The sequence below is a fragment of the Pseudomonas sp. CBZ-4 genome (genome assembly GCF_000346755.1).
In the GTDB taxonomy this organism is placed as follows: Bacteria; Pseudomonadota; Gammaproteobacteria; order Pseudomonadales; family Pseudomonadaceae; genus Aquipseudomonas.
Map to the genome: position 1 here is coordinate 15,513 of NZ_ANNV01000048.1, position 23,253 is coordinate 38,765.

Genomic DNA, 23,253 nt, shown 5'->3' on the forward strand with positions numbered 1-23,253 from the left:
TCCCCCCGGCAACGCCGATTGAGCACCGCTACTGAACATTGGGCAGAGAGATCACAAGCGATTGTTTAGTGACTCGACTCCCCCGGTCCGCCAATCCCAGTTGATCCATTAGCTCAGGGCGAGCAAGCAGCTCACGCGCAAACATCTTTGCGTCAGGCGGCGACGCCTGCGAAAGGGCTACATCCTCAAGCGACCAGAGGGTCACGCCCTGCATGGACTTGGACGCATTAAAAGTGTCCGGGTGTTCCTTGAACGTATCGAAATGAGCGATCAAGTAGTTGGCCATGTCCTTATTGCTCATGGCACTGAACTTCTGGTGCTCCGGGGATGCGACCATGCGAACGCTTTCCCGCTTAATCTTGCCGTCATATTTGGTATTGCCGTACCTGTCGAGCTTGTCCATGAGGCCGTGGTTTTCCAACAGCGCACGTGCAAACTGCGAATCTTCAGTGCTGACACCAGACTGCGTGGAGCTATACGCGATGTTCTCAAGGGATTGACGCGTGATAACACCTGGCTGTTTGGGGTCGCTGAATCTGTCGAAATGAACGTAGAGATGATTGGCCAACTCCGTCTCATTCATTCGCGTGAACGGGTTGCCGGTGTCGGATTTTGCCGAAAGTTGCGCGGCCGGCTGCATGGCACCCATCGCGTTATTGGACACAGTATTCACACTCATCACATTCTCCTTAACTGGAAGTCCTACGGTCTATTTGCTTCTCCTATGTGGGAAAAGGACCGGGGCGGTTCCCATCCGCTCATTTTTTTTGCATAGATAAATCTAGAAAGTGCTCGCCGATGCCCTTCGCGAATAATCGGGCGTTCACCCGCCCTGGCTTCGCGACCTTTTGTCACACCCCCTCCAAAGCACAACTTTCCCCTCCCGCCATTCGGGTCTACGCTTCCCCCACAGCGGGCCGGTTCTGGTGTACGCGACGACTGCCGTTGCGAGCCGAAAAAATTCCTGTCCACTTGATCAGCTTTCGAACGCCGACTTTATCCTTACGTAAAACAGGGAAAGGGCGCAGAATCTGGCGTGGAACGCCTTGACACAGGTCAGCGTTGCGTTGCATTGGCCTCTCGCTTTCTACATACTTGCGGCCGATTTTTACCTATAAAAAAACCTAAACCGTGGAACCTTAGAATGAGCACAGCAATCAGTCCGACTGCTTATAACTATAAGGTAGTCCGCCAGTTCGCCATCATGACGGTGGTCTGGGGGATCCTTGGCATGGGGCTCGGGGTGTTCATCGCCTCGCAACTGGTCTGGCCGGAATTGAACTTCGGCTTGCCCTGGACGACCTTCGGTCGCCTGCGCCCGCTGCACACCAACCTGGTGATCTTCGCCTTCGGTGGATGTGCATTGTTTGCCACCTCCTACTATGTCGTGCAGCGAACCTGCCAGACGCGACTGATCTCCGATGGCCTCGCCGCCTTCACCTTCTGGGGTTGGCAAGCCGTGATCCTCGGCGCCATCGTCACCCTGCCCCTGGGCTACACCACCACCAAGGAATACGCCGAGCTGGAATGGCCCATCGCCATCTTGCTCGCCATTGTGTGGGTGACCTATGCCGTGGTGTTCTTCGGCACTATCGTCAAGCGCAAGACCAAACACATCTACGTGGGCAACTGGTTCTACGGTGCCTTCATCCTGGTCACGGCGATGCTGCACATCGTCAACCACGCCTCGCTGCCGGTCAGCCTGTTCAAGTCCTATTCGGCCTACGCCGGGGCGACGGACGCGATGATCCAGTGGTGGTACGGGCATAACGCGGTAGGGTTTTTCCTGACCACGGGTTTCCTGGGGATGATGTACTACTTCGTGCCGAAACAGGCCGAACGTCCTATTTACTCGTACCGCCTGTCCATCGTGCACTTCTGGGCGCTGATCACCCTGTACATCTGGGCTGGCCCGCACCACCTGCACTACACCGCGCTGCCGGATTGGGCGCAGTCGCTGGGCATGGCGATGTCGATCATCCTGCTGGCCCCAAGCTGGGGCGGCATGATCAACGGCATGATGACCCTGTCGGGCGCCTGGCATAAATTGCGCACCGACCCGATCCTACGGTTCCTCGTGGTGTCGCTGGCGTTCTACGGCATGTCGACCTTCGAAGGGCCGATGATGGCGATCAAGACCGTCAACTCGCTGTCCCACTACACCGACTGGACCATCGGCCACGTACACGCCGGCGCGCTCGGCTGGGTAGCGATGATCTCCATCGGCGCGCTGTACCACATGATCCCGAAACTGTTCGGTCGCCCGCAGATGCACAGCGTTGGCCTGATCAATGCGCACTTCTGGCTGGCCACCATCGGTACCGTGCTCTACATCGCTTCGATGTGGGTCAACGGCATCACCCAGGGCCTGATGTGGCGTGCGATCAACGATGACGGCACCCTCACCTACTCCTTCGTCGAAGCGCTGCAAGCCAGCCATCCGGGGTTCATCGTGCGCGCCCTGGGCGGTGCATTCTTTGCCTCCGGCATGTTCCTGATGGCCTACAACGTCTGGCGCACCGTGCGTGCCGCCGATCCAGTAGAAGCCGAAGCCGCCGCCAAGATCGCCGTAGTGGGAGCCCACTGATGAAGCATGAAGTAGTCGAGAAGAATATCGGCCTGCTGGCCTTCTTCATGGTCATCGCCGTGAGTATCGGCGGCCTGACGCAGATCGTTCCGCTGTTTTTCCAGGACGTCACCAACAAGCCGGTGGAAGGCATGAAGCCGCGCACCGCCCTTGAACTGGAAGGCCGCGACGTCTACATCGCCAACGGTTGTGTCGGCTGCCACTCGCAGATGATCCGCCCGTTCCGCGCCGAAACCGAACGCTACGGCCACTACTCGGTCGCCGGCGAAAGCGTGTGGGACCACCCGTTCCTGTGGGGTTCCAAGCGCACCGGCCCGGACCTGGCCCGTGTCGGCGGACGTTACTCCGATGACTGGCAGCGCGCGCACTTGTACAACCCGCGCAACGTGGTGCCTGAGTCGAAAATGCCGGCGTACCCGTTCCTCGTGGAAAACAAGCTCGACGGCAAGGACACCGCGAAGAAAATGGAAGTCTTGCGCACCCTGGGCGTGCCCTACACCGATGAAGACATCGCCGGTGCAGCCGCAGCCGTGAAGGGCAAGACCGAAATGGACGCATTGGTGGCCTACCTGCAAGGCCTTGGCACCATCATCAAAAGCAAACGGTGACCTACATGGATATCGGGATGATTCGAGGCCTGGGCACCGTTGTGGTGATGGTGGCCTTTGTCGGCCTGGCGTTGTGGGTGTTCAGCCCCCGCCGCAAGTCGGAGTTTGACGACGCAACCATGCTGCCCTTTGCGGATGATCCCGAAGCCATCAAGCACGTCGAGCAAGCTTCTAGGAGTAACAAAGAATGACTACGTTCTGGAGTCTGTACGTCACAGTCCTCAGTCTGGGAACCATCTTCGCCCTGACCTGGCTGTTGCTGTCGACCCGCAGGGGGCAGCGCAGCGAACAAACCGACGAAACCGTCGGCCACTCGTTCGACGGCATCGAGGAGTACGACAACCCGCTGCCAAAATGGTGGTTCATGCTGTTCGTCGGCACCATCGTCTTCGCCCTCGGCTACCTGGTGCTCTACCCGGGCCTGGGCAACTGGAAAGGCGTGCTGCCGGGCTACAACTACCTCGACAACGACAAGCAAACGCCCTTCGCCAACGGCCAGACCGGCTGGACCGGCGTACACGAATGGGAAAAGGAAATGGCCAAGTCGGAGGCCAAGTTCGGGCCGATCTTCGCCAAGTTCGCATCGATGCCCATTGAAGAAGTGGCCAAGGACCCGCAAGCCTTGAAGATGGGCGGCCGCCTGTTCGCGTCCAACTGTTCGGTGTGCCATGGTTCCGACGCCAAGGGTGCCTACGGCTTCCCCAACCTCACCGACGCCGACTGGCGCTGGGGTGGCGACCCGGCCGTGATCAAGGAAACCATCATGAAAGGCCGCCACGCAATCATGCCGGCCTGGGCCGAAGTGATCGGTGAACAAGGCGTGGCCGATGTGGCCGCTTTTGTGCTGACCAACCTCGACGGCCGCAAGCTGCCGGAAGGCGCCAAGGCGGACGTGGCCAACGGTGAAAAACTCTTCGCCACCAACTGCGTGGCTTGCCACGGCCCGGCCGGCAAAGGCACCCCGGCGATGGGCGCGCCCGACCTGACCCACCCGGGTGCATTCATCTACGGTTCGAGCTTCGCGCAATTGCAGCAGACCATCCGCTATGGCCGCCAGGGCCAGATGCCTGCGCAGGAGCAAATGCAGGGCAACGACAAGGTGCACTTGCTGGCCGCGTATGTGTACAGCTTGTCGCATGGGGATAAGAAAGCCGAAGAGCAGTAACCCCCGTAAAATATCAAGCCCCTTACGGTGGCACCGTAAGGGGCTTGATGATGACCAACAACCGTATTGCACTACCTGAAAACCCGACACTCCCCTACCGCCAACTGGCGTATTGACAGGGCAATGCCTCAGGCCACCTTACAAGAATTGGTTAGCTCAGGATTCAGTCTTGAGACGCTGGTGCAAATAGGGAAACTTGCCAAGCCGCCGCGGTGTTTTTATAGGCGTTGACGACCCACAGCGCCCTGGCGACTTCTCGCACTTACTTGATGTACGGAAGTTTCTTCTCCACATCATTACGAACGACCGATGCGCGCTTACCATCGAACCCTAACTGCTGCATTAACTCAGGACGACTCAACAGTTCACGCACGAACATTTTTTGTTCATCACTGGAGGTCTTCGAAGTGAGTACATGCTGAAGTCGTGGAACCGATAACTCGTCGAAAGCACGACCTGCCGTACTGAGTGGGTTCACATACTTGAAGTCATTGAAATTATCAAATAAGTGCCGCGCGATGTCCTTGTCACTCATGAGGCTGAATCGGCCGTTTTCCTTTGCCTCAAACGCCCCGAGACTGGCCTGATCAATTTTTCCATCATGTTTGTGCTTGCCATAACCATCGCACTTTTCAAATAGTCCCTCTCTTTCCAGGACGGCCCGCGCGAGGGCTGACTCAAAGGGATCGACACCATTCTGCTCGCCCGCGTAAGCCATTTTCGCCAGTGATTCACGAGTCACAGAACCTGGATGCTTCGGATCGGTAAACTTTTCAAAGTCCATACGCAGAAGAAAGACCAGCCCTTCATCTGAAGTAGACTTGTAAAAATCGGAAACATCGGCCGCCGCTGGAGAGTTCGAAGCCTGCAACGGGGCCAACGAAGGGTTATAAGAAACACCACTAGTAGCAGTCATCAACAGTTCCTCAATTAAAAAAATTGTATCTAGCCCACATTTCGTGGAAACACCTCCACCCACCGTTCCCTCTGAATGTTGAACAAGTGTTTAATAATATTTCCTATAGCAAATACGTTGCTGCTCCTACATCACTTGGTATGCAAAATCTCAAATGAGTGGGGAAAAATCTCTCAATGTCTGACAGGCAGGATATAAAGAACACCGTCACAACCACTCCACCACAGAGGCTCGCCGTGGCCGCATGGGCAATGCCAGCGGTGTGGATCGAACAATTTTGCACAGGCAGATCCATGGGACAAATGACCAACCTACCGCCGAAAACCATCCATACTTGCCAAGTCAATTGATCCAGATCACGTACACCATCAATTGATTTCCCCCAACGCGACCAAAGGTCGCACCCTTTGCGCACCATCGGGGGCGTATCATTAGGCCACTGCAACACCCCTAATTTGACCCCGGCCGGCACGTACTGGCCGAGGCAAATCTCCACCGCCGTGGGATGCAATGATGAGCGACCAAATACCGGTACATGACGTTACCCCTGCCAAGACCATCGATCTCTACGCCTCGCGCGAGAAAATCTACACCCGCGCCTTCACTGGCCTGTTCCGCAACCTGCGCATGCTCGGCGGCGCCGGTCTGTTCCTGCTCTACTTCGGCACGGTATGGCTGAACTGGGGTGGCCACCAGGCTGTGTGGTGGAACCTGCCGGAACGCAAATTCTTCATTTTTGGCGCCACCTTCTGGCCCCAGGACTTCATCCTGCTTTCGGGCATCCTGATCGTCGCGGCCTTTGGCCTGTTCTTCATCACGGTGTACGCCGGCCGCGTGTGGTGCGGTTATACCTGCCCGCAAAGCGTGTGGACGTGGATCTTCATGTGGTGCGAAAAGGTCACCGAAGGCGACCGCAACCAGCGCATCAAGCTCGACAAGGCGCCGATGGGCGCCAACAAGTTCCTGCGTAAATTCAGCAAGCACACCCTGTGGCTGCTGATCGGTTTTGTCACCGGCATGACCTTTGTCGGCTATTTCTCGCCGATCCGCGAACTGGTGTTCGACTTCTTCACCGGCCAGGCCGATGGCTGGTCGTATTTCTGGGTGGGTTTCTTCACCCTCGCCACCTACGGCAACGCCGGCTGGCTGCGCGAGCAGGTGTGTATCTACATGTGCCCGTACGCACGCTTCCAGAGCGTGATGTTCGACAAGGACACCCTGATCGTGTCCTACGACCCACGCCGTGGCGAACTGCGCGGCCCACGTAAAAAAGGCAGCGACTACAAGGCCGAGGGCCTGGGGGATTGCATCGACTGCACGATGTGCGTGCAGGTGTGCCCCACCGGGATCGACATCCGCGACGGCCTGCAAATCGAGTGTATCGGCTGCGCGGCGTGTATCGACGCCTGCGACAACATCATGGACAAGATGGACTACCCACGCGGCCTGATCAGCTACACCACCGAACACAACCTGTCCGGGCAGAAAACCCACAAGCTGCGCCCGCGCCTGATCGGCTACGCGCTGGTGCTGCTGGCGATGATCAGCCTGTTGGTGGCGGCGTTTTTCATGCGTTCGCTGGTGGGTTTCGACGTGAGCAAGGACCGCGTGCTCTACCGCGAAAACGCCGAAGGCCGCATCGAAAACGTCTACAGCCTGAAGATCATGAACAAGGACCAGCGCGACCACACCTACGTGCTCGACGCCGCTGGCCTGCCCGACCTCAAGCTGCAAGGCCGCCGCGAGATCAGGGTGGCTGCCGGTGATATCGTCAGCATGCCGGTGGAACTGTCGAGCGCGCCGGAGCAATTGCCGTCGAGCACCAACGAGGTCAAATTCATCCTCACCGATGCCGATGATCCCGACGTCCGTATTGAAGCCAAGAGCCGATTCATCGGCCCCCAAGTTCGTTAAATAGAGAGCACGACAATGCCCGTAGCTACTGCCGCAAGCCCCTGGTACAAGCACCTCTGGCCCTGGATCATCATTGCGATCCTGGCCTGCTCGGTGACCTTGACCTTGTCCATGGTGACCATCGCGGTGAACAACCCGGACAACCTGGTCAACGACAACTACTACGAGGCCGGCAAAGGCATCAACCGCTCCCTGGACCGCGAACTGCTGGCCCAGACCCTGCAACTGCGCGCCAAGGTGCACCTGGACGAGCTGACCGGTGAAGTCGAGCTGCACCTGACCGGCAACAGCAACCCGACCACCCTGGAACTCAACCTGATTTCCCCGACGCAGCCCGAGAAGGATCGCAAGATCAACCTGGCCCGCAGTGCCAGCGAACCGGGCCGCTACATCGGCCAGGTCACCGACAAGGTCGAAGGCCGCCGCTTCGTCGAACTGCTCGGCGTGGAAGGCGACCGCACCTGGCGCATGTTCGAAGAGGAACAGGTCAGCCACGATAAAGACTTGCTGCTGGGGGATGAACCGCTGCAAGGTGCCGAAGACCTGAAAAAGTAACAGCCGGCGCTTCGCGCATCGCGGGCAAGCCCGCTCCCACAGGAAGAACGCATTCCAACTGTGGGAGCGGGCTTGCCCGCGATGAGGCCCTCCCAGCCACTACAGATTCCAAATCATGACCACCCCCTGCTACCACTGCGCCCTGCCCGTCCCCGCCGGCAGCCGTTTCACAGCGGTCATCCTCGGTTCACGCCGCGAACTCTGCTGCCCCGGCTGCCAGGCCGTGGCCGAAGCCATCGTCGCCGGCGGCCTGGAAAGCTATTACCAGCACCGCAGCGAAGCCTCGGCCAACCCCGACGCGCTGCCGGTGCAACTGGTGGACGAACTGGCGCTGTATGACCGCGCCGATGTGCAAAAACCCTTCGTGCGCCACGAAGGCGAACTCGCCGAAACCACCCTGCTGATGGAAGGCATCAGCTGCGCGGCCTGCGGCTGGCTGATCGAAAAACACCTGCGCCGCCTGCCTGCCGTGGCCGAGGCGCGGCTGAACCTGTCCAACCATCGCCTGCAAGTGCGCTGGGCCGACGGGCAATTGCCGCTGAGCCACCTGCTCGGCGAGCTGCGCCAGATCGGCTATGCCGCCCACCCCTATCAAGCGGACCGCGCGGCCGAACAACTGGCCGGCGAAAACCGCCTGGCCTTGCGTCAATTGGGCGTGGCCGGACTGCTGTGGTTCCAGGCAATGATGGCGACCATGGCCACCTGGCCGGAATTCAACATCGACCTGAGCCCCGAGTTGCACGTGATCCTGCGTTGGGTGGCGATGTTCCTGACCACGCCCATCGTGTTCTACAGCTGCGCACCGTTTTTCAAAGGCGCCTTGCGCGACCTGCGCACGCGCCACCTGACCATGGATGTGTCCGTGTCCCTGGCCATCGGCGGCGCGTACCTGGCAGGGATCTGGACCGCCATCACCGGCGTCGGCGAGCTGTATTTCGACGCGGTGGGCATGTTTGCCCTGTTCCTCCTCGCCGGGCGCTACCTGGAGCGCCGCGCCCGGGAACGCACGGCCGCCGCCACCGCGCAACTGGTCAACCTCTTGCCCGCGTCGTGCCTGCGCTTGCACAGCGACGGCCAGAGCGAACGCATCCTGCTCAGCGAACTGGCCCTGGGCGATCGCGTGCTGGTGCATCCCGGCGCCGTGTTGCCGGCAGACGGCGTGATCCTCGACGGCCAATCCAGCATCGATGAATCCCTGCTCACCGGCGAGTACCTGCCACAACCACGCCAGGTCGGCGATGCCGTCACCGCTGGCACCCTCAATGTCGAAGGCGCGCTGACCGTCGAAGTGCGCGCCCTCGGCCACGACACGCGCCTGTCCGCCATCGTGCGCCTGCTGGAACGGGCCCAGGCGGAAAAACCGCGCCTGGCGCAAATCGCCGACCGTGCCGCGCAGTGGTTCCTGTTGTGCTCGCTGATTGCCGCCGCCGTGATCGGCCTGGTGTGGTGGGAACTGGACTCGTCCCGTGCTTTCTGGATTGTCCTGGCGATGCTCGTCGCGACCTGCCCCTGCGCGCTGTCGCTGGCCACGCCCACCGCCCTCACCGCCGCCACCGGCACCCTGCACAAACTCGGGCTGTTGCTGACCCGTGGCCATGTGCTGGAAGGCCTGAACCAGATCGACACGGTGATTTTCGACAAGACCGGCACCCTCACCGAAGGCCGCTTGGCCCTGCGCGCGATCCGCCCCCTGGGCACGCTGGACAGCGATGCCTGCCTGGGCCTTGCCGCCGCCCTCGAAAACCGCTCCGAACACCCGATTGCCCGCGCCTTTGGCCGCGCCCCGCTGGCCGCCGACGAGGTGCTCAGCTCCCCCGGCCTGGGCCTGGAAGGCCGTGTCGGCGAGCGCCAGCTGCGCATCGGCCAGCCCGGGTTTGTCTGCGCCCTCAGCGGTTGCCCGATCCCCGCCTCACCGGACGAAGCCGGGCAATGGCTGCTGCTGGGCGATACCCACGGCGCCCTCGCCTGGTTTGTCCTCGATGACCGTTTGCGCAGCGACGCCCCGGCCCTGCTGGCGGCGTGCAAGGCGCGCGGTTGGCGCACCTTGCTGCTGTCGGGAGACAGCTCGCCGATGGTCGCCAGCGTGGCAGCCGAATTGGGCATCGACGAAGCCCGTGGCGGCCTGCGCCCGGACGACAAGCTGCAGGTGCTGCAACAGTTGCATCAGCAAGGCCGCAAGGTGCTGATGCTCGGCGATGGGGTCAACGATGTGCCGGTCCTCGCCGCCGCCGATATCAGCGTGGCCATGGGTTCGGCCACCGACCTGGCCAAGACCAGCGCGGACGCGGTGCTACTGTCCAACCGCCTCGACGCCCTGGCCCAAGCCTTCACCCTGGCACGGCGCACCCGGCGCGTGATCATTGAAAACTTGCTGTGGGCCGGGCTGTACAATGGCCTTATGCTGCCGTTTGCTGCCCTGGGTTGGATCACGCCGATCTGGGCGGCGATCGGCATGTCCCTCAGTTCGTTGACCGTGGTGCTCAACGCCCTGCGCCTGACTCGCCAGCCGAGCACGCCGGCCACCAGCGCCCCCACCGTCACCCGCCCGCTGCCGGCATGAGCCGGGCGGGCATGGAGTACCGATGCCAGCTCTCTACGTGATGATTCCAGCGGCGCTGCTGTTAGTGGGCGTGGCCATCTACATCTTCTTCTGGGCGGTGGACAGCGGCCAGTACGACGACCTCGACGGCCCGGCCCACAGCGTGCTGTTTGACGACCAGGACCCCAACCACCTCGCCGCCGTCGACGAGGCCAACGGCCCCGAACAGCCACCCAAAGACCCGCCCCATGCTTGAATTGGCGCCGCTGCTGGTCTCCGCGCTGATCCTTGGCCTGCTGGGCGGCGGCCACTGCCTGGGCATGTGTGGCGGGTTGATGGGCGCGCTGACCCTGGCGATCCCCAAGGAGCAGCGCAGCCGCCGCTTTCGCCTGCTGCTGGCGTACAACCTGGGGCGCATCCTCAGCTATGCCACGGCCGGCGTGTTGATCGGCCTGGCAGGCTGGGCCGTGGCGAACAGCCCGGCGGCGATGTTCATGCGCGTGCTGGCCGGGTTGCTGCTGATCAGCATGGGCCTGTACCTGGCCGGCTGGTGGAGCGGCCTGACCCGTATCGAAAGCCTCGGGCGTGGCCTGTGGCGGCATATCCAGCCGATTGCCAACCGTTTGCTGCCGGTGTCCAGCCTGCCGCGCGCCTTGCTGCTGGGCGCGCTCTGGGGCTGGTTGCCGTGCGGGTTGGTCTACAGCACCCTGCTGTGGGCGGCGAGCCAGGGCAACGCGCTGGACAGCGGGATGCTGATGCTCGCGTTTGGATTGGGCACTTGGCCGGTGCTGCTGGCCACCGGGTTGGCGGCGGAGCGGGTCACGGCGCTATTGCGCAAACGCAGCGTAAGAATGACCGGTGGCCTGCTGGTCATGCTCTTTGGGATTTGGACGCTGCCGGGTCCCCATCAGCACTGGCTAATGGGCCACTAAATCGCCATGTGGCATAGCGCCGCTCCCCGTTGATACAAATCAAGATGCCATCCCCGCCTCGCCCCTAGACTCGGCCCATTAGCCTATCCGGGGGAACGCCCGCATGCTCGACGCCATTCGTTGGGACACCGATCTGATTCACCGCTACGACTTGGCGGGGCCGCGCTACACGTCCTACCCCACCGCCGTACAATTCGACAGCCAGGTCGGCACGTTCGACCTGCTCCACGCCCTGCGCGAGAGCCGCAAGGCCTCAAGGCCGTTGTCGCTGTATGTGCATGTGCCGTTCTGCGCGAACATCTGCTACTACTGCGCCTGCAACAAGGTCATCACCAAGGACCGTGGCCGCGCCCATGCCTACCTGCAGCGGCTGGAGCAGGAAATCCAACTGGTGGCCTGCCACCTCGACCCGAAACAGCCAGTGGAACAGCTGCACTTCGGTGGCGGCACCCCGACCTTTCTCAGCCACGACGAACTACGCCAAGTCATGGGCTGCCTGCGCAAGCACTTCAATCTGCTCGACGATGACTCCGGCGACTACGGCATCGAGATCGACCCGCGCGAAGCCGACTGGGCCACCATGGGCCTGTTGCGCGAGCTGGGCTTCAACCGCGTGAGCATTGGCCTGCAAGACCTCGACCCCGAGGTACAAAGGGCAGTCAACCGCCTGCAAAGCCTGGAAGAAACCCGCGCCGTCATCGATGCCGCGCGCACCCTGCAATTTCGCTCGATCAACATCGACCTGATCTATGGCCTGCCCAAGCAAACCCCGCTCAACTTTGCACGCACCGTGGAAGAAGTGATCAAGCTGCAACCCGACCGCCTGTCGGTGTTCAACTACGCCCACCTGCCGGAGCGCTTCATGCCGCAGCGGCGGATCAACACCGACGACCTGCCCTCCCCGGCGGAAAAGCTGCTGATGCTGCAAACCACCATCGAACAGCTGACCCAGGCCGGCTACCGCTATATCGGCATGGACCACTTCGCCCTGCCGGACGACGAACTGGCCATCGCCCAGGAAGAAGGCACCTTGCAACGCAACTTCCAGGGCTACACCACCCATGGCCATTGCGACCTGATCGGGCTGGGGGTCTCGGCCATCAGCCAGATCGGCGACCTGTACTGCCAGAACACCAGCGACCTCAACGTTTACCAGAACACCTTGGCCAGCGCGCAACTGGCCACCAGCCGGGGCTTGGTGTGCACCACGGACGATCGCTTGCGCCGGGAAGTGATCCAGCAGTTGATCTGCAATTTCAGCCTGGCATTCGACAAGGTCGAACAGGCCTTCAACATCGATTTTCGCGGGTATTTCGACGAGATCTGGCCGCAACTTGAGGCGATGGCCGCCGATGGCCTGATCGAACTGGATGCCCAGGGCATTCGCGTGTTGCCAGCCGGGCGCCTGCTGGTGCGCTCGGTGTGCATGGTGTTCGATGCCTACCTGGAGCACCAGAATAGGCAGCGGTTTTCACGGGTGATTTGAGCGCGGTTATTTCATTGCCAAGCTGGCGGCCTTGATCGCGTCGCCGGCACTCAGGTCCTTCATCGCCTTGGTCAAGGACGCCTGGGCACTGGTCAGGCTGGCCTGCAGCGCACCCAACGCCGATTGCAGGGCAGTGGCCTTGGCCCTGGCCTGCTCGGGGCTGAGGCTCTTGTCAGCCATGACCGCCGCCATTTCCGCCTGTTTCTCGGCGATCTGCTTCTTGATCTCGCGAATCATCTTCAACAGTTGCTTGACGTTTTCTGCCAGGCCGCTGTCGTCGATGTCACTGTTGGAGGTTTTCTCGGCCGCCGCCGCTTTCATCGCCGCACCGGAAATAACCACCGAGACCGCAGGTTTGGTCGCATCGGTGGCCTTGGGGTCGGCGTCGTCGGTTTTAACAGCGGTTTTTTTTGTATCTGGCGTCGTCGTAATCTGCGTGCGCATTGCCAGGTCGAGCGTAAGGGAAGCCATCTTGTGAACATCCAGGTTCCAGGGTTGATAGCAGGCCATCGGCACCTGGCGAAAATTCTTTATACCCCTGCCGGTTTTTTGTACAGGCTGGCCTCACCCTCCCTCAGTGCGTTACCCTTACGTCTTATGTGTGTTTTCCCACAAGGATTTAAGAAATGTCCGAGCCAGTTAAACTGCGCGCTCACAGCCAGGCTCATTGCAAGGATTGCAGCCTGGCCCCCCTCTGCTTGCCACTTTCGCTGAATTTGGAAGACATGGATGCGCTGGACGACATCGTTAAACGCGGCCGCCCGCTGAAAAAAGGCGAGTTCCTGTTTCGCCAGGGCGACAAGTTCGATTCCGTCTATGCAGTACGTTCCGGCGCGTTGAAGACGTTCAGCCTGAGCGACAGCGGCGAAGAGCAGATCACCGGCTTCCACCTGCCCAGCGAACTGGTGGGGCTGTCCGGCATGGACACCGAGATTCATCCGGTATCGGCCCAGGCGCTGGAGACGACGTCGGTGTGCGAAATCCCTTTCGAACGCCTCGACGAACTGGCCCTGCAATTGCCACAGCTGCGCCGCCAGTTGATGCGCGTGATGAGCCGCGAGATTCGTGACGATCAACAAATGATGTTGCTGCTGTCGAAAAAAACCGCCGACGAACGCATTGCAACATTCCTGGTCAACCTGTCCGCACGCTTCCGCGCCCGGGGGTTCTCGGCCAACCAGTTCCGCCTGAGCATGTCGCGCAATGAAATCGGCAACTACCTGGGCCTCGCGGTGGAAACCGTGTCCCGCGTATTTACCCGCTTCCAGCAGAACGAACTGATCGCCGCCGAGGGCAAGGAAGTGCATATCCTCGACCCGATCCAGCTCTGTGCGCTGGCCGGTGGCTCCCTCGAGGGCTGATCCAGACACTTGCGGCCGCGCCAACCGGCGAGGCCGCAGGTATACTTCGAGTCCGTTTCCAGCCCCAGGACTCTTCGACGATGATCGCTGATTCGTTCGACATCAAATCCCTGATCCGCCCCGTCATCGACTTCCCCAAGCCTGGGGTGATCTTTCGTGACATCACGCCACTGTTCCAATCGCCCCGCGCCCTGCGCCTGGTGGCCGATACCTTTGCCCAGCGGTATGTCGAAGCCGACTTCAGCCACATCGGCGCGATGGATGCGCGGGGCTTCCTGATCGGTTCGATCATCGCCTATCAATTGAACAAACCGCTGATCCTGTTTCGCAAGCAGGGCAAACTGCCGGCCGACGTGCTGGCCGAGGGTTACCAGACCGAATACGGCGAAGCCTTCCTGGAAGTGCATGCCGACAGCCTGTGTGAAGGCGACTCGGTGCTGATGTTCGATGACCTGATCGCCACGGGCGGGACCTTGATTGCTGCGGCGAACCTGGTGCGGCGCATGGGGGCGAAGATCTTTGAAGCGGCGGCGATTATTGACTTGCCGGAGCTGGGTGGGTCGCAGCGCTTGGAAGATATGGGGATTCCGACGTTTTGTTTGACGCAGTTTGCCCTCACTGAAAGGTAAGGATTGCCTGGGCTGACGCCATCGCGGGCAAGCCCGCTCCCACATTTTGATGTGCGAATACATTCAAATGTGGGAGCTGGCTTGCCTGCGATGAGGCCCTAAAAAACAACACACAACTTAAAGTCCCATCTGCTTGCTGATGATCTCGTTCATCACCTCCCGCGTCCCCCCACCAATCGACAGGATGCGATTGTCGCGATACAGCCGCTCCACCAGGCTGCCGCGCATATACCCCTGCCCGCCCAGGATCTGCACCGCGTCATAGGTCACCCGATCCGCCGTGTCGGTCGCCAGGTTCTTGGCCATGGAAATCTCCTTGATCACACTCTTGCCCGCCGCCATCTTCGCCGCCTGGCGATAGGTGAACTCCCGCGAGACTTCCACCGCCGTGGCCATTTCTGCCAACCGGTGCTTGAGCACCTGGAATTTGCCGATGGGCTTGCCGAACGCTTCACGCTGGGCCGCCCACTTGAGGCTTTCCTCCAGGGCCATCTGCGCCGTCATGTTGGCCATCAGCGCCAGGGCCAGGCGTTCGCTCTGGAAGTTGCCCATGATGCAGGCAAAGCCCATGTTCTCGGCACCGATCAAGTTGCCTACGGGCACCCGGCAATCGTCGAAGAACAATTCAGCCGTGTCCGACGACCACCAGCCCATTTTCTTCAAGGGCTGGCCGACGGTGAAACCGGGGGTGTTTTTTTCGATGAGGAGCAGGCTGATGCCGGCAAAACCCGGCCCGCCGGTGCGTACGGCGACCGTATAGAAGTCGGCGCGGATGCCGCTGGTGATAAAGGTCTTGCTGCCGCTGACCCGGTAGTAGTCGCCATCACGAATGGCGCGGGTTTGCAGGTTGGCCACATCGGAACCGCCGCCCGGTTCGGTGACGGCCAGGGCGATGATCTTCTCGCCCGCCAGCACCAACGGCGCCACGCGTTCGCGCACCTCGGGCCGTGCCCATTTGACGACGGGCGGCAGGCCGATATCCAGCGAACCGAGCCCCGCCACCACACCGCCGGAGCCACAGCGCATCAACTCCTCGCTGGCCGCGACCTTGGCGAACAGATCACCTTCATGGCTGCCGCCGAGGGCTTCGGGATAGCCGATACCGAGGATCCCCGCCGCGCCGGCCTTGAGGTACAGCTCGCGGGGAAAGCGCTCGGCCTCCTCCCATTGCTCGATGCCCGGCAGCAGCTCGCGCTCGACAAAACGGCGCACGCTGTCGCGGACCAATTGGTGGCTGGGGTCGAAGTAGTCCTGATAGGCAGACATCGGCAAGCTCCACGGTGAGGTGGAGGGAAATTACCAAGCGCTTGCTTGGTTATCAAGCTGTCCGCAAATATCACCAACAACACAAAACCACTGTGGGAGCTGGCTTGCCTGCGATAACGGAGTGTCAGGCGACATCAATGTCGCTGTTCCACCGCTATCGCAGGCAAGCCAGCTCCCACAGAAGCCTGCTTCCACATCGGGATTTGCAGTGTTGTTTAGAGCGCGATTGGTTTACGACCGGCAAAGGAATGCGCCAACGTGCCGCCGTCCACCAGCTCCAACTCGCCCCCCAACGGCACGCCATGGGCGATACGCGAGGTGATCAGGCCTTTGTTGGTCAGCAGCTGCGCAATGTAATGCGCCGTCGCTTCGCCTTCCACCGTCGGGTTGGTGGCCAGGATCACCTCGGTAAAGGTGCCCTGCTCTGCAATCCGCGCCACCAGTTGCGGGATGCCAATCGCCTCAGGCCCCAAACCGTCCAGCGGCGAGAGGTGGCCCTTGAGCACAAAGTAGCGCCCGCGATAACCGGTCTGCTCCACTGCGTACACATCCATCGGCCCTTCCACCACGCACAGCAGCGTGTCGTCGCGGCGCGGGTCGGCGCATTGCGGGCAGAGGTCTTCTTCGGTGAGGGTGCGGCACTGGCGGCAGTGGCCGACGCCGGTCATGGCCTGGCTCAGGGCCTGGGCCAACCGGGTGCCACCACTGCGGTCACGCTCCAGCAGTTGCAGCGCCATGCGCTGGGCGGTTTTCTGGCCGACGCCGGGCAAGGTGCGCAGGGCGTCGATCAGTTGGCGAATCAGGGGGCTGAAGCTCATGGGCGAAGGGTCCGACAAAACAACGAGACGCGGTTTATACCCGCGCCCCGGATTAGCGTCAAATGCTCAATCCTGCGCGACGCGCACCACCAACTTGCCGAAGTTGCGCCCTTCGAGCAAACCGATAAAGGCTTCGGGCGCCTGCTCCAGGCCGTCCACCACGTCTTCGCGGAATTTCACCTTGCCCTCGCGCACCCACGGCACCATGGCGCTGATGAACTCGGGTTGGCGGTCGCCGTAGTCGTCGAACACGATAAAACCCTGGATGCGCACACGCTTGGTCAGCAACGTGCGTTGCAATGCCGGCAGCCGATCAGGACCGCTCGGCGGCTGATGGACGTTGTAGCCGGCGATCAACCCGCACAACGGGATGCGCGCCTTGGGATTGAGCAACGGCAGCACCGCGTCGAACACCTTGCCGCCGACGTTTTCGAAATAGATGTCCACGCCCTTGAAACAGGCCTGGGCCAGTTCATCGGCGAAGTCTGCACTCTTGTGATCGATACAGGCGTCAAAGCCCAACTCGTCCACCACGTAGCGACACTTGTCCGCACCGCCGGCGATACCCACCACGCGCAAGCCCTTGAGCTTGGCCACCTGCCCCACCACCGAGCCCACCGCACCGGACGCGGCTGCCACCACCAGGGTTTCGCCGGCCTTGGGCTGGCCGATGTCCATCAGGCCCATGTAGGCGGTCATGCCCGGCATGCCGAGCACACCCAAGGCCATGGAGGGGCTGGCGAGGCCCTTGGGCACCGGGATCAGGTTGTGTCCGTCGGAAATGCTGTGGCTTTGCCAGCCGGTGGCGCCCACCACCAGATCCCCCACTTCGAATTTCGGATTGCGCGACTGCTCAATACGGCTGACAGCACCACCGGTCATCACTTCATCGATTTCCACTGGTGCTGCGTAGGACGGTGCGTCACTCATGCGTCCGCGCATGTAGGGGTCGAGGGACAGGTACAGGGTCTTCAGCAGGACTTGGCCGTCTGCCAACTCCGGAAGATTCACACGCTCCAGTCGGAAGTTTTCCGGGGTGGGTGCGCCCTGTGGGCGTGAGACCAGGACAATGCGCTGGTTCAAAGTCGGTTGTTGCGGCATCTGGGGCTCCTTTCGCGAATCCATCGGTATAGGGTGCAGACCATGATAGAGCGGTTGGGGTTCGATGTTTTATCAGTAGCACCGAGATGAAGGCATCGCAGGCAAGCCAGCTCCCACAGGAGGCGCGTCGCGCACAAAAAAAAATGCCAGGCACTTGGCCTGGCATTCGAGTGTAGCTAACGCTCGCCGATCAGAACGGCAGCTTCATGCCCGGCGGCAGTTGCATGCCAGCGGTCACACCGCCCATTTTTTCCTGGCTGTTGGCTTCGATCTTGCGCACGGCGTCGTTGACCGCCGCGGCGAACAGCGCTTCGAGCATTTCCAGGTCGTCTTCGCCAACACCTGGCAATACGCTTGGGTCGATGCTGACGCGCTTGATGTCGTGACGACCGGTCATCACCACGCTGACCATATCGCCACCGGCTTTACCGGTGACTTCGGCGTTGGCCAGTTCTTCCTGCATCTTGGCCATTTTTTCCTGCATCTGCTGCGCCTGCTTCATCAGGCCGGCCATGCCACCTTTCATCATGGGAATCACCTCAAAGTACGTGGATCAAGTAAGTAGCCCGGTATCAGGACGCCTGGGGCACCGGGGCTTCGACAGGTTCAATAGTATCGTGACGGACGACCGCACCGAACTGTTGCATCATTTGCTGGATGAGCGGATCAGCGTGGATCGAGTCTTCGGCTTCGCGCTGGCGGTTGATGCGCCGGCGGGTCGCGGCCTGGGCCGGGGTTTCCTGCTCCGGCTTGATCAACTCGATGGCGATGGTCAGCGTGCGCTCATGGTACTGGTTCAGTGCGTCATTCAGGCGACGCTGCTGGGTGGCGTTGAACAGGGCGCTGTGGGCCGGGTCCAGGTGCAGCAGCCAGTGGTCGCCCTCAATGGAAATCAGTGTGCAGTTGGCGGCGATGCTGCCGGTCATGCCGGAGATCGGCAGTTTCGGGAACAGCTCCAGCCATTGCAGGGCCAGGCCGGTGGCCGGCGCCGCAGCGGGTTCCGCCTCGGGTTCGGGGGCCGGCTCGGCGGTGTGCTCGCTGGCCAGGTCGTCCAGGTAGCTGTAGGCCGAATCCATGTCCGGCTCGATGTAGTCTTCGTCCAGCGGCGGCTCGTCGTCGTCGATACCCGGCACAGCCGCCTCAACCTGGGCGACGGTCGGCTCGGGCACAGGCGCAGACACCCACTCAGGGGCGTCGGGCACCGCGCTGTCCGGGGTCGGCGTGGGCATCGGCGTCAGCTCGGGCTGTTCGCCAGTGGTTTCCAGCACGGGCTCCACGGCGGGCTGTTGCTCGGCTTCGGGTTCGGCCTCGGCTTCCACCGGATCGTTCCACGGCAGGTCGACGACCGGCGCGGGTTCGGGTTCGACAACCGGATCCGGCGCAACCACCACCGGCTCGGGAGCCGGCGCCGGTGCAGCAACCACTGGCGCGACAACCGCCGCGCCAGCCACTGGTTTGGCGGAATCAACTGTGGCCTGGCTGATCCCCACTGGCTTTAGCGGCTGTCTCGGCGCATCTGCCGCGTCGGCGGGCCGGAACGCCAGCATGCGCAGCAGGACCATTTCGAAGCCGCCGCGCGGGTCCGGCGCCAGGGGCAGGTCGCGACGACCAATCAGGCCCATCTGGTAGTAGAACTGCACATCCTCGGCCGGCAGCGCCTGGGCCAGGGCCAGTACGCGGTCGCGGTCGCCCTGGCCGTTATCGACGCCCTCGGGCAGGGCCTGGGCGATGGCGACGCGGTGCAGCACATTGAGGATTTCCGAGAGCACGCCGTTCCAGTCCGGGCCTTGCTCCGACAGGTGGCGCACGGCTTCGAGCAACGCCTTGGCGTCGCCTTCGATCAACGCGTGCAGCACGTCGAACACCTGGCCATGGTCGAGGGTGCCGAGCATGGCGCGCACGTCGGCGGCCATGACTTTGCCTTCACCAAAGGCGATGGCCTGGTCGGTGAGGCTCATGGCGTCACGCATCGAACCATCGGCAGCGCGACCGAGCAGCCACAGCGCGTCGTCTTCGAACGGCACGTTCTCGACGCCCAGCACGTGGGTCAAATGCTCGACCACGCGCTCGGGGGTCATGTTTTTCAGGGAGAACTGCAGGCACCGCGACAGAATCGTTGCAGGAAGTTTCTGCGGGTCGGTGGTGGCCAGGATGAACTTGACGTAGGGCGGCGGCTCTTCCAGGGTTTTCAACAAGGCGTTGAAGGAATGGCTGGACAGCATGTGCACTTCGTCGATCAGGTAGACCTTGAAGCGGCCGCGGCTGGGCGCGTACTGCACGTTGTCCAACAGCTCGCGGGTGTCTTCGACCTTGGTGCGGCTCGCGGCGTCGATCTCGATCAGGTCGACAAAGCGCCCTTCGTCGATTTCCCGGCACACCGAGCAGGTGCCGCAGGGCGTCGAAGTGATACCGGTTTCACAATTCAGGCATTTGGCAATGATGCGCGCGATGGTGGTCTTGCCCACCCCGCGTGTGCCGGTGAACAGGTAGGCGTGGTGCAGCCGCTGGCTGTCCAAGGCATTGATCAGAGCCTTGAGCACATGGGTCTGGCCGACCATTTCGCGGAACGAGCGCGGACGCCATTTACGTGCAAGAACCTGATAACTCATCGAAAACCGTCGCAACTGGGAAGCGGAAGCCGGTAATGCTAGCGGAGCAAGGGGGAAATTGCATCCGGCACGCTCGCCTAATCTGACTAAGCTCATCGCACTGGCCCCGAAAAGGCCTGAACCCGGAGAGCATATGCGCGTAGTCCTGGGCGCTTTATGGATGATTGCCACGGCTAGCCTGGCGGCGCCTGCACCGCTGCGTTTCTCGGTTTCCGACAGTTGGGCGATGCCCATGGTGCAAGTGGAGGACGGCCGGCCGACCCAGGGGATTTTGTATGACTTGATGTCCAGCCTGGCCACCCAGGTCGGGCGCCCGGCGCACTTCCACGTGCTGGCCCGGGCGCGCATCGCTGCCGCCATGGAGCACGGCGAGATTGATGTGCGCTGTTATGTCGCCCAGGCGTGGGTCGATGACATGTCCGGCGACTACACCTGGAGCGTGCCGCTGTTTGTGCAGCGCAACCTGCTGGTCAGCACCCATGTGCCCGCGCAGGCCGTGGAGTTGAGCAAGCTGGCGCCGCAGTTGATCGGCACGGTGCTCAACTACCGCTACAGCACCCTCGACCCCTTGTTCGTCAGCGGCCAGCTCACCCGTGACGACGCCCGCAGTGAAGAGCAGGTGCTGCACAAACTGGTGGCCGGTCGCTTCAAGTACGCAGTCGCCAATGAATGGATACTCGACCGCTTCAACCAACGCCTGGCGCCCGGCCGGCGCTTGCATAAAGTCGCGGTGATCGAGGAGCAAAGCCTGGGCTGCACCGTGCGCAACGACCCGAATGTGCCGGTGCAACGCATCCTGCGCACCTTGTTGCGGATGAAAATGTCCGGCGAGATCGACGACATCATCCAGTTGTACACCGGGGATCGCGCAACCAGCGCCCCTCCAGACTGATCGCCGCCACACTGGCCAGCACGATCACCCCGCCCAGCACCACTTGCGCGGCAATCTGCTCGCCGAGCAGCGTCGCGGCCATCAGCATGGCCACCGGCGGGATCAGGTACATCGCCACCGACGCCCGGCTGACCTCGACATGCTTCAACACATAGGCCCAGGCCAGGTACGCCAATGCACTGGGGAAAATCCCCAGCACCAGCACCGCCAGGTTCTCCGCCCACGGCGCCTGCGCCACGGCGGCGGGCAGGCCTGGCAGGTTGACGCACAGCATCAAGGTGCCCGCCCAGACCATGTAGCACGCCATCGTCAGCGGGCTGTAGCGATGGGAATAATGCTTCTGGAGGGCGAAATACACACTCCACGACAGCGCCGCCAGCAGGATCGACAAGCCACGCGGGTCGATGCCTGCCACGCCCTGATCGCCCCAGATCACCACCAGCACGCCCAGCAAGCCGAGCAACACACACCCCCAGCGCCAGCCGCTGACCCGCTCCTTCAAGGCGAAAAATGCGATCAACACACTAAACAGCGGCGCCGATTGCGCCAATACGCTGGACGCCGCCGCCGTGACGAATTGCTGCCCATAGTTGAGGCTGGTGTGGTGCAGGAACACGCCGAAAAAACCCAGCACCAGTAACCATGGCAGATCCCGCAGGCGCGGCCGGCCAATGCCCAGCACCAGCGCCACGCCGCCCATGAACAGCGACGCAATCACAAACCGCAGCAACGCCAATTGCCCGGGACTGTAGCTGTGCAGCCCCATGTGCACGCCAATCGGCGAATAGGCCCAACAGAGGATGACGCTGGCAACCACTAGCGTAAGCTTCACGGGTGACGGGGATTTCATCGAAGGCATCCAGAAACAGAGAAGGAATGCCGTCAGTCTTGGCCCCGGTCACCCGCAGGACAATTAACCGTTTCTGACTTCTGCAATCACTGGAACTGAGCAATGGAACTGGCCCAACTGAAGATGGTGCGAACCGTGGCGCAAACCGGCAGCGTGGCCCAGGCCGCCGTGCAACTGCACTGTGTACCGTCCAACATCACCACGCGCATCAAACAACTGGAAAACGAGTTGGGCACACCGCTGTTTATCCGAGCCGGACGCGGGCTGGCGATCAGTGCCGCTGGCGAGATCTTCCTGGAGTACTGCGAGCGCATCCTCGCGTTGGTGGACGAATCCAAACGCGCCGTGGACGCCAATGCCATCCCCCGCGGCACCTTGCGCATCGGTGCGGTGGAGTCCAGCGCCAGCGGGCGTTTGCCGCCGCTGTTGGCGGAGTATCACCGGCGCTACCCGGATGTCAGCCTGGAGTTGGTGACCGGCGCCTGGAGCCAACTGCTCGACGACCTGCAACACCACCGCCTGGACGTGGCACTGGTGGCCAGCGGCGGCAAGCGCGCCAAGCTCGAACACAGCGTGGTCTACAGCGAACGCCTGGTGCTGATCGCCAGCGCGTCCAGCGCGCCGATCCACAGCGCCGCAGACCTGGCCGGACGCACGCTGCTGGTATGGCCGCCGGGCTGTCCCTATCGCGCGGCGCTGGAGAACTGGGTCAAGCCTCAAGCGTTCAAGCCGAGCATCGCCAGTTATGCCAGCTGGGGCACGATCATCGGTTGCGTCAGCGCGGGGATTGGCGTGGCGTTGGCGCCGGAGGGAATTCTGGCGCGGTATGAGCAGGCCAATCAGCTGGCGTCGTATCGGTTTGAGGAGTTGCAGGCGGTGGACAACCTGCTGTTCTGGCACGCGGACACCCAGCGGCATCTGGCCAGGGATGCGTTCGCCGGGCTGCTGCGCGAAACCTTTGGCTGACACACAACATAACTGTGGAAGCTGGCTTCTGTGGGAGCTGGCTTGCCTGCGATGCAGGC

Annotated in this window: 23 protein-coding genes; 14 read left to right on the plus strand and 9 right to left on the minus strand. The window is 61.9% G+C overall.

What is annotated here, in order from left to right; translation table 11 throughout:
- Positions 1 to 28: 28 nt before the first annotated feature.
- Complete coding sequence (locus tag B348_RS01000000129795) at positions 29 to 679, minus strand: hypothetical protein (RefSeq protein WP_017735323.1); 651 nt, start codon at positions 677 to 679, stop codon at positions 29 to 31.
- Positions 680 to 1,144: 465 nt separating this feature from the next.
- On the opposite strand from B348_RS01000000129795, the gene ccoN reads away from it, so the two are divergent.
- Genes ccoN through ccoP form a run of 4 tightly spaced genes read left to right on the plus strand, consistent with a single transcriptional unit; the run spans position 1,145 to position 4,360 of the window.
- Positions 1,145 to 2,587, plus strand: coding sequence for a cytochrome-c oxidase, cbb3-type subunit I (gene ccoN / locus B348_RS0106450; protein WP_017735324.1), 1,443 nt, complete (start codon positions 1,145 to 1,147; stop codon positions 2,585 to 2,587).
- Entirely contained in the window at positions 2,587 to 3,195 is a 609-nt protein-coding gene (ccoO, locus tag B348_RS0106455) for a cytochrome-c oxidase, cbb3-type subunit II (RefSeq protein ID WP_003193167.1), read from the plus strand. The genes ccoN and ccoO overlap by 1 nt, the downstream gene beginning before the upstream one ends.
- Before the next feature lie 5 nt (positions 3,196 to 3,200).
- Positions 3,201 to 3,386, plus strand: a complete 186-nt coding sequence (locus B348_RS0106460) for a CcoQ/FixQ family Cbb3-type cytochrome c oxidase assembly chaperone (RefSeq protein WP_005790274.1) — start codon at positions 3,201 to 3,203, stop codon at positions 3,384 to 3,386.
- Positions 3,383 to 4,360 (plus strand): cytochrome-c oxidase, cbb3-type subunit III, encoded by a 978-nt coding sequence (gene ccoP, locus B348_RS0106465; RefSeq protein WP_017735326.1) that lies wholly within the window; start codon positions 3,383 to 3,385, stop codon positions 4,358 to 4,360. Before B348_RS0106460 ends, ccoP begins: the two co-directional genes overlap by 4 nt.
- 262 nt (positions 4,361 to 4,622) lie before the next feature.
- On the opposite strand, the gene B348_RS0106470 is transcribed toward ccoP, so the two are convergent.
- On the minus strand, positions 4,623 to 5,276 hold the full coding sequence (locus B348_RS0106470) for a hypothetical protein (RefSeq protein WP_017735327.1): 654 nt from the start codon (positions 5,274 to 5,276) through the stop codon (positions 4,623 to 4,625).
- Between the two features lie 513 nt (positions 5,277 to 5,789).
- On the opposite strand from B348_RS0106470, the gene ccoG reads away from it, so the two are divergent.
- The 6 genes from ccoG to hemN all read left to right on the plus strand — a co-directional run bounded on the left by ccoG (position 5,790) and on the right by hemN (position 12,702).
- Positions 5,790 to 7,190, plus strand: coding sequence for a cytochrome c oxidase accessory protein CcoG (gene ccoG / locus B348_RS0106475; protein ID WP_017735328.1), 1,401 nt, complete (start codon positions 5,790 to 5,792; stop codon positions 7,188 to 7,190).
- A 15-nt stretch (positions 7,191 to 7,205) separates the two neighbouring features.
- The gene (locus tag B348_RS0106480; protein WP_026136609.1) at positions 7,206 to 7,745 is read left to right on the plus strand and encodes a FixH family protein; all 540 of its coding nucleotides are present in this window, start codon (positions 7,206 to 7,208) and stop codon (positions 7,743 to 7,745) included.
- 115 nt (positions 7,746 to 7,860) lie between these two features.
- A complete protein-coding gene (locus B348_RS0106485) occupies positions 7,861 to 10,305 on the plus strand; it encodes a heavy metal translocating P-type ATPase (protein ID WP_017735331.1) in 2,445 nt (814 codons plus the stop codon).
- 22 nt (positions 10,306 to 10,327) lie between these two features.
- Positions 10,328 to 10,540 (plus strand): cbb3-type cytochrome oxidase assembly protein CcoS, encoded by a 213-nt coding sequence (gene ccoS / locus B348_RS0106490; protein WP_017735332.1) that lies wholly within the window; start codon positions 10,328 to 10,330, stop codon positions 10,538 to 10,540.
- Positions 10,533 to 11,216, plus strand: a complete 684-nt coding sequence (locus B348_RS0106495) for a sulfite exporter TauE/SafE family protein (protein ID WP_017735333.1) — start codon at positions 10,533 to 10,535, stop codon at positions 11,214 to 11,216. The genes ccoS and B348_RS0106495 overlap by 8 nt, the downstream gene beginning before the upstream one ends.
- 103 nt (positions 11,217 to 11,319) lie before the next feature.
- Entirely contained in the window at positions 11,320 to 12,702 is a 1,383-nt protein-coding gene (gene hemN, locus B348_RS0106500) for an oxygen-independent coproporphyrinogen III oxidase (RefSeq protein WP_017735334.1), read from the plus strand.
- 6 nt (positions 12,703 to 12,708) lie between these two features.
- On the opposite strand, the gene B348_RS0106505 is transcribed toward hemN, so the two are convergent.
- Positions 12,709 to 13,173 (minus strand): hypothetical protein, encoded by a 465-nt coding sequence (locus tag B348_RS0106505; RefSeq protein WP_026136610.1) that lies wholly within the window; start codon positions 13,171 to 13,173, stop codon positions 12,709 to 12,711.
- 155 nt (positions 13,174 to 13,328) lie between these two features.
- Here B348_RS0106505 and fnr point away from each other — a divergent pair, with 155 nt between their 5' ends.
- Both fnr and B348_RS0106515 read left to right on the plus strand, forming a co-directional pair.
- Positions 13,329 to 14,063: a fumarate/nitrate reduction transcriptional regulator Fnr gene (gene fnr, locus B348_RS0106510; RefSeq protein ID WP_016979302.1), complete on the plus strand. Its 735-nt coding sequence runs from the start codon at positions 13,329 to 13,331 to the stop codon at positions 14,061 to 14,063.
- A gap of 80 nt (positions 14,064 to 14,143) precedes the next feature.
- Complete coding sequence (locus tag B348_RS0106515) at positions 14,144 to 14,692, plus strand: adenine phosphoribosyltransferase (RefSeq protein ID WP_017735336.1); 549 nt, start codon at positions 14,144 to 14,146, stop codon at positions 14,690 to 14,692.
- A gap of 117 nt (positions 14,693 to 14,809) precedes the next feature.
- Here B348_RS0106515 and B348_RS0106520 read toward each other — a convergent pair whose 3' ends face one another.
- From B348_RS0106520 to dnaX, 5 genes are all read right to left on the minus strand, one after another.
- Positions 14,810 to 15,958 carry an acyl-CoA dehydrogenase family protein gene (locus tag B348_RS0106520; protein WP_017735337.1) on the minus strand — a complete coding sequence of 383 codons (1,149 nt, stop codon included), beginning with the start codon at positions 15,956 to 15,958 and terminating at the stop codon, positions 14,810 to 14,812.
- A 215-nt stretch (positions 15,959 to 16,173) separates the two neighbouring features.
- The gene (recR, locus tag B348_RS0106525) at positions 16,174 to 16,776 is read right to left on the minus strand and encodes a recombination mediator RecR (protein ID WP_017735338.1); all 603 of its coding nucleotides are present in this window, start codon (positions 16,774 to 16,776) and stop codon (positions 16,174 to 16,176) included.
- A 66-nt stretch (positions 16,777 to 16,842) separates the two neighbouring features.
- Positions 16,843 to 17,877 (minus strand): NADP-dependent oxidoreductase, encoded by a 1,035-nt coding sequence (locus tag B348_RS0106530; RefSeq protein ID WP_017735339.1) that lies wholly within the window; start codon positions 17,875 to 17,877, stop codon positions 16,843 to 16,845.
- A gap of 190 nt (positions 17,878 to 18,067) precedes the next feature.
- On the minus strand, positions 18,068 to 18,406 hold the full coding sequence (locus tag B348_RS0106535; RefSeq protein WP_003175481.1) for a YbaB/EbfC family nucleoid-associated protein: 339 nt from the start codon (positions 18,404 to 18,406) through the stop codon (positions 18,068 to 18,070).
- A 43-nt stretch (positions 18,407 to 18,449) separates the two neighbouring features.
- On the minus strand, positions 18,450 to 20,486 hold the full coding sequence (dnaX, locus tag B348_RS0106540; RefSeq protein WP_026136611.1) for a DNA polymerase III subunit gamma/tau: 2,037 nt from the start codon (positions 20,484 to 20,486) through the stop codon (positions 18,450 to 18,452).
- 133 nt (positions 20,487 to 20,619) lie between these two features.
- Between dnaX and B348_RS0106545 the strand changes: the two genes are divergently transcribed.
- Positions 20,620 to 21,378 (plus strand): ABC transporter substrate-binding protein, encoded by a 759-nt coding sequence (locus B348_RS0106545; protein ID WP_026136612.1) that lies wholly within the window; start codon positions 20,620 to 20,622, stop codon positions 21,376 to 21,378.
- On the opposite strand, the gene B348_RS01000000129800 is transcribed toward B348_RS0106545, so the two are convergent.
- Complete coding sequence (locus B348_RS01000000129800) at positions 21,329 to 22,228, minus strand: DMT family transporter (protein WP_032864738.1); 900 nt, start codon at positions 22,226 to 22,228, stop codon at positions 21,329 to 21,331. The two genes, B348_RS0106545 and B348_RS01000000129800, sit on opposite strands and share 50 nt — an antisense overlap.
- A 102-nt stretch (positions 22,229 to 22,330) precedes the next feature.
- On the opposite strand from B348_RS01000000129800, the gene B348_RS0106555 reads away from it, so the two are divergent.
- Complete coding sequence (locus B348_RS0106555; protein ID WP_017735343.1) at positions 22,331 to 23,194, plus strand: LysR family transcriptional regulator; 864 nt, start codon at positions 22,331 to 22,333, stop codon at positions 23,192 to 23,194.
- The last annotated feature ends 59 nt before the right edge of the window (positions 23,195 to 23,253 follow it).

What these genes read in the sequence shown, in the direction of transcription:
- ccoS (WP_017735332.1), top strand. Translation starts at nt 10,328, where the DNA reads ATGCCAGCTCTCTACGTGATGATTCCAGCGGCGCTGCTGTTAGTGGGC.
- B348_RS0106460 (WP_005790274.1), top strand. Translation starts at nt 3,201, where the DNA reads ATGGATATCGGGATGATTCGAGGCCTGGGCACCGTTGTGGTGATGGTG.
- B348_RS0106530 (WP_017735339.1), bottom strand. Translation starts at nt 17,877, where the DNA reads ATGCCGCAACAACCGACTTTGAACCAGCGCATTGTCCTGGTCTCACGC.
- B348_RS01000000129800 (WP_032864738.1), bottom strand. Translation starts at nt 22,228, where the DNA reads ATGAAATCCCCGTCACCCGTGAAGCTTACGCTAGTGGTTGCCAGCGTC.
- B348_RS0106555 (WP_017735343.1), top strand. Translation starts at nt 22,331, where the DNA reads ATGGAACTGGCCCAACTGAAGATGGTGCGAACCGTGGCGCAAACCGGC.
- dnaX (WP_026136611.1), bottom strand. Translation starts at nt 20,486, where the DNA reads ATGAGTTATCAGGTTCTTGCACGTAAATGGCGTCCGCGCTCGTTCCGC.
- ccoP (WP_017735326.1), top strand. Translation starts at nt 3,383, where the DNA reads ATGACTACGTTCTGGAGTCTGTACGTCACAGTCCTCAGTCTGGGAACC.
- B348_RS0106520 (WP_017735337.1), bottom strand. Translation starts at nt 15,958, where the DNA reads ATGTCTGCCTATCAGGACTACTTCGACCCCAGCCACCAATTGGTCCGC.
- B348_RS0106545 (WP_026136612.1), top strand. Translation starts at nt 20,620, where the DNA reads ATGCGCGTAGTCCTGGGCGCTTTATGGATGATTGCCACGGCTAGCCTG.
- ccoG (WP_017735328.1), top strand. Translation starts at nt 5,790, where the DNA reads ATGAGCGACCAAATACCGGTACATGACGTTACCCCTGCCAAGACCATC.
- fnr (WP_016979302.1), top strand. Translation starts at nt 13,329, where the DNA reads ATGTCCGAGCCAGTTAAACTGCGCGCTCACAGCCAGGCTCATTGCAAG.
- ccoO (WP_003193167.1), top strand. Translation starts at nt 2,587, where the DNA reads ATGAAGCATGAAGTAGTCGAGAAGAATATCGGCCTGCTGGCCTTCTTC.
- B348_RS0106515 (WP_017735336.1), top strand. Translation starts at nt 14,144, where the DNA reads ATGATCGCTGATTCGTTCGACATCAAATCCCTGATCCGCCCCGTCATC.
- B348_RS01000000129795 (WP_017735323.1), bottom strand. Translation starts at nt 679, where the DNA reads ATGAGTGTGAATACTGTGTCCAATAACGCGATGGGTGCCATGCAGCCG.
- recR (WP_017735338.1), bottom strand. Translation starts at nt 16,776, where the DNA reads ATGAGCTTCAGCCCCCTGATTCGCCAACTGATCGACGCCCTGCGCACC.
- B348_RS0106470 (WP_017735327.1), bottom strand. Translation starts at nt 5,276, where the DNA reads ATGACTGCTACTAGTGGTGTTTCTTATAACCCTTCGTTGGCCCCGTTG.
- B348_RS0106535 (WP_003175481.1), bottom strand. Translation starts at nt 18,406, where the DNA reads ATGATGAAAGGTGGCATGGCCGGCCTGATGAAGCAGGCGCAGCAGATG.
- B348_RS0106505 (WP_026136610.1), bottom strand. Translation starts at nt 13,173, where the DNA reads ATGGCTTCCCTTACGCTCGACCTGGCAATGCGCACGCAGATTACGACG.
- B348_RS0106480 (WP_026136609.1), top strand. Translation starts at nt 7,206, where the DNA reads ATGCCCGTAGCTACTGCCGCAAGCCCCTGGTACAAGCACCTCTGGCCC.
- hemN (WP_017735334.1), top strand. Translation starts at nt 11,320, where the DNA reads ATGCTCGACGCCATTCGTTGGGACACCGATCTGATTCACCGCTACGAC.
- B348_RS0106485 (WP_017735331.1), top strand. Translation starts at nt 7,861, where the DNA reads ATGACCACCCCCTGCTACCACTGCGCCCTGCCCGTCCCCGCCGGCAGC.
- B348_RS0106495 (WP_017735333.1), top strand. Translation starts at nt 10,533, where the DNA reads ATGCTTGAATTGGCGCCGCTGCTGGTCTCCGCGCTGATCCTTGGCCTG.
- ccoN (WP_017735324.1), top strand. Translation starts at nt 1,145, where the DNA reads ATGAGCACAGCAATCAGTCCGACTGCTTATAACTATAAGGTAGTCCGC.